This window comes from Actinomadura monticuli (assembly GCF_041463655.1).
In the GTDB taxonomy this organism is placed as follows: Bacteria; Actinomycetota; Actinomycetes; order Streptosporangiales; family Streptosporangiaceae; genus Spirillospora; species Spirillospora monticuli.
Genome location: NZ_JAXCEI010000029.1, coordinates 44041 through 56223 on the forward strand (window position 1 = coordinate 44041; position 12183 = coordinate 56223).

Genomic DNA, 12183 nt, shown 5'->3' on the forward strand with positions numbered 1-12183 from the left:
TAACCGCGAGACGGCCGCGAAACGCGCGGCGCCCCGCCGCGCCCGTGGCCGGGGCTGGACGCTCCGGTCCCCCGCCCCCGCGGGGGACCGGAGCTGCGGGTCACGGGGCGGAGATGGCGGACAGGATCGCCAGCCGCGCCGCGCGGCGCGCCGGGCGGATCGCGGCGAGCGCGCCCGCAACGGCTCCGACCAGCGCGATGACCGCCAGTTGCACGGCGGACGGCGCGAACGGGTTGCCGAGGGCCGTGCCGAGGCCCCAGCCCAGGAACGCGCCGAGGCCGAGCCCGCCGCCGGTGCCGAACAGCGCCACGATGACCGATTCCCACCGCACCATCGACCTGATCTGCGGGCGGGTCGCGCCGACCGCCCGGAGCAGCCCGAGCTCGCGGGTCCGCTCGTGGACGGCGAGCGACAGCGTGTTGGCGATGCCGAGCAGCGCGACCACGATGGCGAGGATGAGCATCCCGTAGACGACGGTGATGAAGCCGGACATCTCCTCGGTCTGCGCGGCGACGAACTCGTCCCGCGACTGGACCTCGGGCGCCCCGTACGGCTTGGCGAGGTCCGTCAGGGCCTGCCGGGCGGACGCGGCCGACGCGCCGGAGTCCAGTTCGACGAAGGCGCGCGTGTCCAGGGGCTGCCTGGTGTGGGCGTCCCACACGGCCCGCGGGACGAGGTAGTCGCCGGTCAGGTCCGTGTTCCGGTAGACGGCCCCCACGGTGAGCTTCTGCGAGGCGCCGTCCGCGAACGTCACGGCGACCGGCGTGCCCACGTGCCAGCCCTTGTCGTCCGCGGCCTTCGCCGACACGGCGAACGTGCCGGCGCCGGTCAGGCCGCCGTCCCTGACGTCCAGGTCGAGGACGCGCCGCAGGCTGGACGGGTCGGCCACGCTGACCGTGGACGGTGAGCCGTCCACCCGCATGCTGCCCGTGCCCATCCCCGCGACCTCGCGGACCTGCGGCAGACCGGCCGCCTCCTGGACGAGGGCGGTGCTGAACCCGCCGGTCTCGTTGTTGCCCGCGTTCACGACGATCGGGCCCTTGAACGATCCGGCGACGCCGTCCTCCAGCGACGCGCGCAGCGACCCGATGAACACGGTCATCAGCGTGACGACGCCGACGCCGATCATCAGGGCGGTCGCGGCGCCGGCGGTGCGCGCGGGGCTGCGGGACGCGTTGTCGCGGGCGAGCGTCCCCGGCACGCCGCGCAGCCGCGCCGCGGGTCCGCCGAGGAGCGCCGCGACGGGACGGGCGGCGACCGGCCCGAGCGCGACCATCGCGACCACGGTGACCAGCGCGCCCGCGACCGCCATCGCCATCTGCTCGGTGACGGCGCCGAACACGACGGTCCCGACGGCGACCGCCGCGAAGACGCCGCCGACGATGAGCCGCGTCTCCGTCGGGCGGGACGCCTCGGCCGCGACCTCGCGCAGCGCGGCGAGCGGCGCCACCCGCGACGCCTTGAGCGCGGGGCCGAGCGCCGCGACCAGGGTGACCAGCAGCCCGACCGGCACCGCGATGAGGATCGAGGTGGCGGCGACGGTGAGCCCCTCCATCGCGATGCCGATGCGGAACCGCGTGAACAGCTGCCGGAGCAGCGCCGCGAACCCGAGCCCGCCGGCGAGCCCGGCGAGGGTGGCGGCGCCGCCCACGACCAGGGCCTCGAACCCGACGATCGTGACGACCTGGCGGCGCCCGGCGCCGAGGGCGCGCAGCAGCGCCGACTCGCGGGTCCGCTGCGCCATCGTGATCGCGAACGTGTTGTGGATCGAGAACGCGGCGACGAGCAGGGCGACGCCGCCGAACGACGCCAGGACGATCCGGAAGACGCGCAGGAATCCGCTCTCGACGAGGCTCATGCCCTCCTCGACCTGCGCCTTGTTCGTGATGGCCTCGGCCCCGGCGGGCAGGACGGGCCTGATGCGCGACGCCAGCTCGGCCTGGCCGACGCCGTCGTCCGCCCGGACGGCGATGCCGCTGACGCGGTCGCCGCCCATCGCGACGTGCTCGCGGGCGCCGTCCAGGGAGAACGCGGTGAAGGACGTCTCGCCGAAGGCGTCCTCGTCCCCGAACTTGCTGATCCCGACGACGGTCACCGGGACCTTCCGCGGCGTGAGCACCGCCGTCCGGTCGCCGACCTTCAGGTCTCCCTCGTCGGCGAACATCTTGTTGACGACGACCTCGTCGGGGGCGCGCGGAGCCCGTCCCGACACGAGGTGGTAGGGGTTGAGGTCGGGATCGGTCACCCAGTTGCCGGCGGTCCGCGGGCCGCGCGACTGGATCGTGGTGCCGTCCTTGGCGAGCAGCTGCCCCGACCCCTGGATGGTGGGTTCGGCGTTGGCGACGCCGTCCACCTGACGGACCTTGTCCAGGACGGACGCGTCGATCTGCCCGCGCGCGCCCCACGGCGCGTCGCTCACCTTGGTCGCGTTCCGAACGGTCACGTCCGTGTTGCCGTACGCCTTGGAGAAGTATCCGTCGATGCTCGCCGCGAGCGTGTCGCCGAGGACGAGCGTTCCGGTCAGGAAGGTCACGCCCAGGAAGACGGCCACCAGGGAGCCGGCCATCCTGCGCTTGCGCCCCCACAGTTCCTTGAAGACGAGCCCGATCATGAGTGGTCTCCCAGCCCTCGCATGCGGTCCAGCACCCGGTCGGGCGTGGGGGCGTTCATGACGTCGACGACGCGGCCGTCGGCGAGGAACACGACCGCGTCGGCGTGCCCCGCGGCGACCGGGTCGTGGGTGACCATCGCGACGGTCTGGCCGAGGTCGTCCACCGCGTTGCGGAGCAGCGCCAGGACCTCGGCGCCGGTGCGGGAGTCGAGGTTGCCGGTCGGCTCGTCCGCGAACACGATCTGCGGGCGGGTGACGAGCGCGCGCGCCAGCGCCACCCTCTGCTGCTGCCCGCCCGACAGCTGCGACGGGCGGTGCGTCAGCCGGTCGCCCAGCTTCAGGACGCGGACGACGGTGTCCAGCCATTCGGTGTCCGGGCTCCTGCCCGCCAGCGTCAGCGGCAGGACGATGTTGTCGCGCGCGGTCAGGGTCGGGATCAGGTTGAACGCCTGGAACACGAACCCGATGCGCTCGCGCCGGAGCCGGGTGAGCCGCCGGTCCGACAGCGCCCCGAGCTCCTGGCCGCCGACGTAGACCTTGCCGGACGACGCGGCCTCCAGCCCGGCCACGCAGTGCATCAGCGTGGACTTGCCGGCGCCGGACGGCCCCATGATCGCGGTGAACCGTCCGGCCGGGAACTCCACGGTGACGTCGTCGAGCGCGCGGACCGCCATGTCGCCGGACCCGTACACCTTCCCGAGGCCGAGCGTGCGGGCGCCGCCGGCGGTTCCCCGCGGGGGGACGGCGCCGGGCGCCGCCTCGTTCGCTTCGCTGTTCGTTCGCCTTGCTTCTGCTGCGTTTCCCATGCCCCGGATCGTGGCCGGGCGGTAGGGCGGCCGTCGTCGGGCCAGGAGAGGCACCCGCGCTGCTCCCCCGGACGCAGCCGGCCGGCCCCGGCTACGTCCGGCGCGGTACTCGGACGAGCCGATGAGATCCGATGTCCAATTGTGATGCGGGCAACATACATGCAGGCTTGCTTGCTTGTATGTGCGCTCGTACGGTCTGACCATGGCAGTAAGCGGCCGGCGACGGCACCGGTACGGCTCTTCGAGCCGCCGCACCCAGCAGGAGCGCCGGTCGCGCACTCGGGCAAGGCTCCTGGAGGCGACCGTGGAGTGCCTGGTCGACCTCGGCTGGTCCGGGACGTCCACCACGGAGGTGGCCCGCCGCGCCGGCGTGTCCCGCGGCGCGCAGCAGCACCACTACCCGACGAAGATGGTGCTGGTCGCGGCGGCGCTGGAGCATCTGCTGGAGGCGCAGCGGCTGGCGTACGAGACGGCGTTCGCGGTGCTGCCGCCCGCACGGCGCAACGTCTCGGGCGCCCTCGACCTGCTGTGGGAGGTGTTCCGCGGCCGTCCGGCCAAGGCCCTGACGGAGCTGGCCGTGGCCGCCCGCACCGACGACGAGCTTCGGCCGCTGTGCCGCGACCTGAACGAGCGGGTCCTGCAGGTGATCCTGGAGACGTTCGAGCGGCTGTTCCCGGAGAACACGCTGCCCCCCGACTTCGCCCCGACGATGCTGCGCGGCGTGTTCGCGATGTTCGTCGGGCTGTCCATACAGAACGCGCTGGACGACGACGCCGACGGCCACCATGCCGCCGTACTGCGCCAGGTCAAGGACGTCGCGCAGCTCATCGTCCCCGAACAGGGCAAGCCGGACGCCCGGCGAACCGACCTCTGACCCCTAGCCGCACCATCGGCCCCACCCGGCCCGCACGACCCCCGAGGGAGCGCCCCACATGCCGAAAGCCCCCACCGAGCTCGCCGACGAGTTCCGCGAGCAGGTCAAGGACAAGAAGTCTTACCTCGGCGTCATCGACCGCCTGAACAAGGCGTCGGTGGAGAAGCACTGGGAGGCCTACGCCGACATCCCCTGGGACGACCCCGAGTTCAAGGTCGACAAGAACGACCCGCGCTGGGTCCTGCCCCCGTTCGACCGGCTCGGCGAGACCGCCTGGTACCAGTCGCAGCCGCCGGAGATCCAGGCGCAGATCGGGCTGTGGCGCGTCGCCACCGCCATGAAGATCGGCTTGCAGTTCGAGAACCTGCTCAAGCGCGGGCTGCTCAACTACGCCTACCGGCTGCCGAACGGGCGGCCGGAGTTCCGGTACGTCTACCACGAGACGACCGAGGAATGTCATCACGGGATGATGTTCCAGGAGTTCGTGAACCGCACGAAGATGCCGATCCGCGGCATGCCGCGCTCGCTCAGCCTCATCGCGCAGGCCGCCCCCTGGATCCCGCTGATCAACACGGAGATGTTCTTCGTCTTCGTGCTCGGCGGCGAGGACCCGATCGACTACGTCCAGCGCAAGTCCCTGAAGGGCGGGCACATCAAGCACCCGCTCGAAGAGACCATCATGAAGATCCACATCGCGGAGGAGGCCCGCCACATCTCGTTCGCCCGGCACTACCTGAAGCACCGGGTGCCGAACATGAACCCGCTGCGCCGCCGGATCCTCGGCGTCGCGACCCCGGTCGTGCTCGGCGTGATGGCGCGCATCATGCTGTCCCCGCCCGGGCCGATGGTGCGGCACTTCAACATCCCGAAGGACGTCGTCCGCGCCGCCTACAAGAACGACGTGTCGCAGGCGGAGATCTCCAACTCGGTCGGCAAGATCCGCGACCTGATGGCGGAGCTGGGCGTGATCAGCCCGGTGAGCAAGCAGGTCTGGAAGGCCTTCGGGATCTGGGACGAGCCGAAGCAGCGCCGCGCCCTCGAAGCCCCCAGGGCCGCCTGACCATGGCGGACGCGCAGCCCGCGCCGGCGGTCGTCACGCCGGCGGCGGGCCCGGGCGGCCCGTACAAGGTCGTCATCGTCGGGACGGGCTTCTCCGGCCTCGGAATGGCGATCGGGTTGAAGAAGGCCGGCGTGCACGACTTCGTCGTCCTGGAGAAGGCGGACGAGGTCGGCGGAACGTGGCGGGAGAACACCTACCCGGGCTGCGCATGCGACATCATGTCGCTGCTGTACTCCTACTCCTTCGAGCCCAAGGCCGACTGGTCGCGGATGTTCCCCGAGCAGGAGGAGCTGCTGCGGTACATCAAGGACATCGTCGGCAAGTACGAGCTGGCGCAGCACATCCGGTTCAACGCCGAGGTGACCGGGGCGGAGTACGACGACGCGACCGACACGTGGCGGGTGACCGTCAACGGGGACGAGGTCGTGCGGGGGCGGGCGCTGGTCGCCGGGATGGGGCCGCTGCACCATCCGAGCATCCCCGACCTGCCCGGGCTCTCCTCCTTCGCGGGGCGGACGTTCCACTCCGCCGAGTGGGACCACTCCTACGACCTGACCGGCAGGCGGGTGGCGGTGATCGGGACGGGCGCGTCCGCCATCCAGTTCGTCCCGCAGATCGCGAAGCGGGCCGGGCACCTGACGGTGTTCCAGCGGACGCCGCCGTGGATCCTCCCGAAGCCCGACCGCCGGATCACCGGCGTGGAGCGGACGCTGTTCCGCCGCGTCCCGGCCGTCCAGCGGGGGTACCGCAACGGCATCTACCTGGTGCAGGAGAGCTTCGTCCTCGGGTTCAAGAACCCGCGGCTGCTCAGGGCGGCCAGTTCGCTCGCCAAGTGGCATCTCGCCCGGCAGGTCCCAGACCGCGACCTGCGCCGCAAGCTGACGCCCGACTACACGATGGGCTGCAAGCGGACGCTGGTGTCCAGCGACTACTATCCGGCGCTGATGCGGCCCAACGTGGAACTGACCACCGAGGCCGTCGCCGAGGTGCGCGAGCACTCGATCGTCACGCGGGACGGCCGTACGCACGACGTGGACGCGATCATCTTCGGCACCGGCTTCCATGTGACGGACGCGTTCGACGGCGCGCACATCGTCGGCCGGAACGGGCTGAGGATCCGGGACGCCTGGAAGGACGGGATCGAGGCGCATCTCGGCGTCGCGGTTGCGGGCTTCCCGAACCTGTTCCTGCTGCTCGGGCCCAACTCCGGGCTCGGCCACAACTCGATGATCTTCATCATCGAGGCGCAGGTCCGGTACGTCCTGCAGTGCCTGGCGATGCTGGACGCGGCGGGCGGCGCGCGGATCTCGGTGAAGCCGTCCGTGCAGGACCGGTTCAACCAGTGGGTGCAGCGCAAGTCCGAGGGCGCCGTCTGGGTCGCCGGGGGCTGCGACAGTTGGTACCTCGACCGGAACGGGGTGAACCGGGCGGCGTGGCCGGCGTCCACGCTGAACTTCTGGCTGCGGACCCGCAGGCTGGACCCGGGCGACTTCCAGATCGACCGCACTGTGGCGCGGGACGAAACGGCGGGCTCCGCCTTGTAGAAGCACGACTACCTGCGGGTCGCACGCACCTCTAGAATCCCCCTAATTAAACACGAAATCCAATGAGCCACCGCGGTCCGGGCCCCGCTCCCCCTCCGGGTCCGGACCAGCGGTCCATCGAGCGGAGCGCTTAATGAGCATCGCGATCGTGACCGGAGGCGCATCCGGTATCGGCCGTGCGATCGCCACGTCCCTGGTGACGCGCGGCGACACCGTCGTGGTCACCGACATCAACGCCGAAGGCGCCGCGCAGGTCGCCGACAGGCTGAACACGCTCGGCAAGGGCCAGGCGACCTCCGCCGCCCTCGACGTCACCGACGCCGGGGCCGTCATCGACCTCTACAAGCACGTCGCGGCCGACCACGGACGGCTCGACCTCGTCTTCAACAACGCCGGCATCGCGATCGGCGGCCTGGCCGAGGAGCTCAGCCTCGACCACTGGAACCGCGCCATCGACATCAACCTCAAGGGGGTCGTCCACGGCGTCCACGCCGCCTACCCGATCATGCTGGAGCAGGGCGGCGGCCACATCGTCAACACGGCGTCGCTCGCCGGGCTCGTCCCGATGCCGATCGGCATCCCCTACACCGCCACGAAGCACGCCGTCGTCGGCCTGTCCCTCGGGCTGCGCGCCGAGGGGGCCGGACGCGGCGTCAAGGTCAGCGTCGTCTGCCCGTCCTTCGTCGACACCCCGCTGCTGCACAACGTCAACCCCGAACTGCCCGAGACCCCGATGAGCGGCGACGCGACCGGCGACATCGCCAAGGCGTCCCCGCGGCTCTACACGGCCGAGAAGCTGGCCCGCGACATCATGCGCGGCGTCGCGAAGAACCAGGCGCTCATCGTCGCCCCCGCGCACGGCCGCCTCGCGTGGCGCGGCGTCCGCCTCAACCCCGGCGCCGCCGTCCGCGTCGCACAGCTCGCCGTCAACCGGATCCGCGCCGGTCAGTGACCTCGGCCAGCCGGCGGATGAGCAGCAGCGCGATATCGTCGTCGGCCCGCTCCCGGCCGATCAGCGCCGCCATCACGGCGGCGCCGACCTCCTCGGGCGGGCCGGCGTACACCGCGTCGCACAGCCGGTCGATGCCGGTGTTCAGCGAGCTGTCCCGCCGCTCCACCAGGCCGTCGGTGTAGAAGCACAGCAGCGCCCCCGGCGGAAGGTCGAGGGTCAGCGTCCGGCGGGGAAGCTCGACCGCCAGGCCGATGAGGACGTCGGGCTTGGCGTCGAGGGTGGTCGCGGGCTCCCCGGGCATGGCGATCACCACCGGAAGATGGCCGGCCGACGACACCCGGACCTGCTTCAGGTCAGGGTGGCACACCGCGTACACGACGGTCGCCGTCGCGTCGGGCTCGAAATGCTCCATCTTCCTGTCGAGCTTGTGCAGTACCTCGGCGGGATCGGTCGTCTCCAGGGCGTAGGCTCGCAGCGCGCTGCGCATGCGCCCCATCACGACGGCGGCCGGAAGGCCGTGCCCCGCCACGTCCCCCATGACGATGCCGATCTCCCCGGACGGGAGCGTGAACACGTCGTACCAGTCGCCGCCGACGCTCGCCTTGCCGGGCCGGTAGCGCGCGCTCAGCTCGGCGCCGGGGATGTCCGGAAGCGCGGTCGGCACGAGACTGCGCATCAACTCCACGGCCCCGGCCCGTTCGGCGCGGCTCAGCAGCGCCTGCACCGCCATCGCGGCGCGCGAGGCGGCGAGCCCCAGGAACTCGGTCTCGTCCGCGGTGAACCGGCGCGGCGCGAGCGTCCCCACGTGCAGGACGCCCACGAGCGCGCCGCCGCCGATGAGCGGCACGCCCAGCAGGGACTGGAGCCCCCGCTCGACGAGCAGCGGGTTGAACACTCCGGCGCTCGCCACCTCCGGGATGTAGACCGGCCGCCGCTCGGCGGCGACGCGCCCGGCGAACCCCTCCCCGACCGGGACGCGGGCCCCCTGGCTGACCTCCTCCTCGAGGCCCTTGGCGGCCGTCGCCACCAGGAACCGGCCCTGCCGTTCGAGGAGCAGCACGACGGCGGTGTCCACGTCCAGGATCTCCTGCACGCGTTCGAGGAGCGTGTCGAGGAACTCGTCCAGGTCCATATGGGCGAACGCGTCGTCGGTGATCGCACGGATGTTCTCGAGCATGCGGGCCGCGCTCATCGCTGCGCGCACCGAGTCCTCCAATCCGCCACCTATGTCTGTAATATTCACCGGTCTGCCCACTATTACCCCAGGTCGGAACGCCGATCCTGGTGGTGACGCGGATCACAGGCGACGCCCCGGCGGAGCGGTCGACGTACGCTGGACGGCGTGGAACGCATCCTGGTCAGCTCCTGCATGGCGGGACGGCCCGTCCGCTACGACGGCGCGGCCAAACCAGTCGCAGGCGGCCACTTCGAACGCTGGCGCAAGGAGGGACGCCTTGTCCCATTCTGCCCTGAAATTTCGGGTGGCCTGGCCGTTCCGCGCGCACCCGCCGAAATCGTCGGCGGCACCGGCGGCGACGTCCTCGACGGGACGGCCCGCATCCTCACCGGCACGGGCACTGACGTGACCGACGAGTTCCTCCGCGGCGCACGCCTGGCCCTGGAGACCGCCCGCCGCACCGGCGCACGCACGGCCCTCCTCAAGGAGGGCAGCCCGTCCTGCGGCAGCCACCGGATCTACGACGGCACCTTTACGGGCGCGAAAAGGCCCGGCACGGGCGTGACGACCGCCCTCCTCCAACGCGCCGGCATCACGGTGTTCAGCGAAAGCGAACTGGAAGCCGTCCAGGCCCACCTGACGGCCCTGGAACGCGCGTCCCACCCGGAAAAGGCACCGCACGGCACCGCCGACAAGAGCGGCACCCACCATTAGCCGCCGCCCTGGTCGACCGAGTCCTCACCGGACGGCCGGCGCTTGGGTGCGCCGAGCCGTCCCAACGTGCCACGGATAGCCGAAAATCCCGGGTCAGCTCAGATCGAGCTCCCCCGCCTTGATGGCATCGGCGAGCGCCGCCCAACATCCCACTGCGATGACCAGCACGGACTGTGCCGGCGCCTTGCTGTCTCTGATTCCGATGCCGGCCGGCAGCCCGGCGATTTCGACGCAGTTACTGGAGCCGTTGCTTCGGGAACTCTTACGCCATGCGGCACGCATGGGCGCGGGGCGCTTCATCCATGTCCTCCCTGGATTCCCGAAAATTCCTACCCCCCTCGCCCGGCTCATTCAAGAGACCTGTTTTGGGACGTTCAAAACTCACCCGCCGGCGCGATCGGAACCCGCTCTCCTTCGTTCACCAGCAGCAATACCGCACCTGACGATTCCACGTGCCATCCCGCCCTCATGCCGCCTCCGGCACAGCCGCCGGAGGCGGCGGGGTCACATCACGCGACGGCGGTCCCTTCGAGCTCGACCATCAGGTCGGGGATCGCCAGCCGCGTCACCCCGAGCATCGTCGTGGTCGGCGCCACCCCGGCGGCGCCCAGCCTCGACGCCAGCACGCCGTAGTGCTCGAAGAGCCGATCGACGTCGGTCGCGTAGACGTTGAGCCGGACGAGGTTCGCGAGGGACATGCCGGCCTCCGCCAGCACGGCCTCCAGGTTGTCGATGCTCAGCGCCAACTGCGCCGCCATGTCACCGGCATGCTGGGGCTTGCCGTCACCGCTCATCGCGGTCTGCCCGGAGCAGTACAGGGTCCGGCCTTGCCCGGAGACGATCTCCCCCTGGTTGTAGCCCATCTCCACCGACCACGCCCACGGGTTGACCGCCGTTCGCTCCATGACCACACCAGCTCCATTCGATTCGTCGACAGTTGCGTACGACCACCGGCCCGATGACCACCGGCTGCCGGGGACGTGCCGATAAGCCTTCCAACGAATCACGACATCCTCTGTCATGTATTCGGATAGCGTTCTCGCATGCGCGCTGACCGGTTGGTCTCGCTGGTGCTGCTGCTGCGCCGGCAAGGTCGGATGTCCGCGGCGGCGCTGGCTCGCGAGCTGGAGGTGTCCACCCGCACGGTGCTGCGCGACATCGAGGCGCTGTCCGCGGCCGGCGTCCCGGTCTACGCCGAACGCGGCCGGTACGGCGGTTTCGCGCTGCTGCCCGGTTTCCAGACGGAGCTCACCGGCCTGAACCACGACGAGGCCCTCGCCCTGCTGATCGCCGGATCACGGCGCGGCGCGCAGGCGTTCGGCCTCGGCTCGGCTCTCGCCTCGGCCATGCTCAAGGTGGTCGACGCGCTACCCGAAAGCCATCGGGACACCGCCGCCGGTGCGGCCCAGCGCCTGCTCATCGACCCGGACACCGACCTCCTCTCGCGCCGCACGGCCGCCGAGGACGTGCCCGACGCCATCGTGGCCGAAGTCCGGCGAGCGGTGTTCGCCGGACACAAACTGCGCATCCACTACGCGGCCGTGGACCAGCCCCCGAAGTGGCGCACGGTGGACCCGATCGGGCTCGTCACCGTCCGCGATCAGGGCTACCTGCTGGCGACACGGTCCGGCGACGACCGCACCTACCGGCTGTCCAGGATCCTGGCCGCCGAGGAACTCGACGAACCCGCACAGCGACCGGACCGCGTCGACCTGGGCCAGGCGTGGCAGGAACGCAGCACGCGATTCCGGACCGGTGGCGACCAGGTCGCCGTGCTGGTACGGCTGCACCCGTCGAGGCGGGACGAGCTGGTGGCCACCGCTCTGACCGTCCTCGCCGAGGATGCCGACGCCGACGGCCGACTACGAATGGAACTGACCTTCCAGGATTCCCGACACGCCGAATGGGCACTCTGGCAGCTCTCCACAAGCGCAGAAGCCCTGGCCCCGCAGTGGCTGCGCACCACCCTGCACAATCGCGCCGCCGCGATCGCCACCCGCTACGAGGACTCCCCTTGAACCTCCACCATCACCACCGGCGGCAACGCGATCGGCCTCTGCTCGCTACCCTTCGCACCGCCCACACCGTGCCGAAACCGACAGCAGCCGCAGCACGCAGCGCTTCAGACGGCTGATCTGGCCAAAGCTCATCCCACGCGACGCCGATGGACGCCAACACAACCGTGAGCGCAAGGCTTCACCGGCCGGCCCGGCAACGCGACCCAGGTCCTTGTACAGGTGAAATGAGGAAGGGCCCCGCCGGTGTCGGCGGGGCCCTTCCTGCAATATGAGTCCGGCGGTGTCCTACTCTCCCACACAGTCCCCCATGCAGTACCATCGGCGCTGAAGGGCTTAACTTCCGGGTTCGGGATGGGACCGGGTGTTTCCCCTTCGCCAAAACCACCGAACGTCTCAACGCACCACCCCACGCGGGGGCGGGCAAATC

At 71.0% G+C, this 12183-nt stretch carries 11 protein-coding genes and 1 rRNA gene; 6 read left to right on the plus strand and 6 right to left on the minus strand.

Annotation, left to right across the window (positions count from 1 at the left end; translation table 11 throughout):
* Window positions 1-100 precede the first annotated feature (100 nt).
* Both SM611_RS36330 and SM611_RS36335 read right to left on the minus strand, forming a co-directional pair.
* Window positions 101-2611: an ABC transporter permease gene (locus tag SM611_RS36330; protein WP_371954947.1), complete on the minus strand. Its 2511-nt coding sequence runs from the start codon at window positions 2609-2611 to the stop codon at window positions 101-103.
* On the minus strand, window positions 2608-3417 hold the full coding sequence (locus SM611_RS36335; RefSeq protein ID WP_371954948.1) for an ABC transporter ATP-binding protein: 810 nt from the start codon (window positions 3415-3417) through the stop codon (window positions 2608-2610). Before SM611_RS36335 ends, SM611_RS36330 begins: the two co-directional genes overlap by 4 nt.
* A gap of 202 nt (window positions 3418-3619) precedes the next feature.
* On the opposite strand from SM611_RS36335, the gene SM611_RS36340 reads away from it, so the two are divergent.
* The 4 genes from SM611_RS36340 (at window position 3620) to SM611_RS36355 (ending at window position 7847) form a co-directional block, all read left to right on the plus strand.
* On the plus strand, window positions 3620-4291 hold the full coding sequence (locus SM611_RS36340) for a TetR/AcrR family transcriptional regulator (protein WP_371954949.1): 672 nt from the start codon (window positions 3620-3622) through the stop codon (window positions 4289-4291).
* 58 nt (window positions 4292-4349) lie between these two features.
* Window positions 4350-5351: an AurF N-oxygenase family protein gene (locus tag SM611_RS36345; protein ID WP_371954950.1), complete on the plus strand. Its 1002-nt coding sequence runs from the start codon at window positions 4350-4352 to the stop codon at window positions 5349-5351.
* A 2-nt stretch (window positions 5352-5353) separates the two neighbouring features.
* Window positions 5354-6895: a flavin-containing monooxygenase gene (locus SM611_RS36350; RefSeq protein ID WP_371954951.1), complete on the plus strand. Its 1542-nt coding sequence runs from the start codon at window positions 5354-5356 to the stop codon at window positions 6893-6895.
* Window positions 6896-7028: 133 nt separating this feature from the next.
* The gene (locus SM611_RS36355) at window positions 7029-7847 is read left to right on the plus strand and encodes an SDR family oxidoreductase (protein ID WP_371954952.1); all 819 of its coding nucleotides are present in this window, start codon (window positions 7029-7031) and stop codon (window positions 7845-7847) included.
* On the opposite strand, the gene SM611_RS36360 is transcribed toward SM611_RS36355, so the two are convergent.
* Window positions 7822-9024, minus strand: coding sequence for a PP2C family protein-serine/threonine phosphatase (locus SM611_RS36360; protein ID WP_371954953.1), 1203 nt, complete (start codon window positions 9022-9024; stop codon window positions 7822-7824). The two genes, SM611_RS36355 and SM611_RS36360, sit on opposite strands and share 26 nt — an antisense overlap.
* Window positions 9025-9189: 165 nt before the next feature.
* Here SM611_RS36360 and SM611_RS36365 point away from each other — a divergent pair, with 165 nt between their 5' ends.
* A complete protein-coding gene (locus tag SM611_RS36365) occupies window positions 9190-9738 on the plus strand; it encodes a 2-thiouracil desulfurase family protein (RefSeq protein ID WP_371954954.1) in 549 nt (182 codons plus the stop codon).
* 93 nt (window positions 9739-9831) lie between these two features.
* Here the strand turns inward: SM611_RS36365 and SM611_RS36370 are convergent, their stop codons facing one another.
* Together SM611_RS36370 and SM611_RS36375 are read right to left on the minus strand one after the other, a co-directional pair.
* Window positions 9832-10038 (minus strand): DUF397 domain-containing protein, encoded by a 207-nt coding sequence (locus tag SM611_RS36370; protein ID WP_371954955.1) that lies wholly within the window; start codon window positions 10036-10038, stop codon window positions 9832-9834.
* Between the two features lie 209 nt (window positions 10039-10247).
* Complete coding sequence (locus SM611_RS36375; protein WP_371954956.1) at window positions 10248-10643, minus strand: RidA family protein; 396 nt, start codon at window positions 10641-10643, stop codon at window positions 10248-10250.
* A gap of 138 nt (window positions 10644-10781) precedes the next feature.
* Between SM611_RS36375 and SM611_RS36380 the strand changes: the two genes are divergently transcribed.
* Window positions 10782-11756 carry a helix-turn-helix transcriptional regulator gene (locus SM611_RS36380; protein WP_371954957.1) on the plus strand — a complete coding sequence of 325 codons (975 nt, stop codon included), beginning with the start codon at window positions 10782-10784 and terminating at the stop codon, window positions 11754-11756.
* A gap of 272 nt (window positions 11757-12028) precedes the next feature.
* Here the strand turns inward: SM611_RS36380 and rrf are convergent.
* A 5S ribosomal RNA gene (gene rrf, locus SM611_RS36385) occupies window positions 12029-12145 on the minus strand.
* Between the last annotated feature and the right edge of the window lie 38 nt (window positions 12146-12183).

Coding starts and splice junctions, on each gene's coding strand:
- SM611_RS36330 (WP_371954947.1), bottom strand. CDS start 2,611: ATGATCGGGCTCGTCTTCAAGGAACTGTGGGGGCGCAAGCGCAGGATG.
- SM611_RS36375 (WP_371954956.1), bottom strand. CDS start 10,643: ATGGAGCGAACGGCGGTCAACCCGTGGGCGTGGTCGGTGGAGATGGGC.
- SM611_RS36350 (WP_371954951.1), top strand. CDS start 5,354: ATGGCGGACGCGCAGCCCGCGCCGGCGGTCGTCACGCCGGCGGCGGGC.
- SM611_RS36380 (WP_371954957.1), top strand. CDS start 10,782: ATGCGCGCTGACCGGTTGGTCTCGCTGGTGCTGCTGCTGCGCCGGCAA.
- SM611_RS36370 (WP_371954955.1), bottom strand. CDS start 10,038: ATGAAGCGCCCCGCGCCCATGCGTGCCGCATGGCGTAAGAGTTCCCGA.
- SM611_RS36360 (WP_371954953.1), bottom strand. CDS start 9,024: ATGCTCGAGAACATCCGTGCGATCACCGACGACGCGTTCGCCCATATG.
- SM611_RS36355 (WP_371954952.1), top strand. CDS start 7,029: ATGAGCATCGCGATCGTGACCGGAGGCGCATCCGGTATCGGCCGTGCG.
- SM611_RS36340 (WP_371954949.1), top strand. CDS start 3,620: ATGGCAGTAAGCGGCCGGCGACGGCACCGGTACGGCTCTTCGAGCCGC.
- SM611_RS36335 (WP_371954948.1), bottom strand. CDS start 3,417: ATGGGAAACGCAGCAGAAGCAAGGCGAACGAACAGCGAAGCGAACGAG.
- SM611_RS36345 (WP_371954950.1), top strand. CDS start 4,350: ATGCCGAAAGCCCCCACCGAGCTCGCCGACGAGTTCCGCGAGCAGGTC.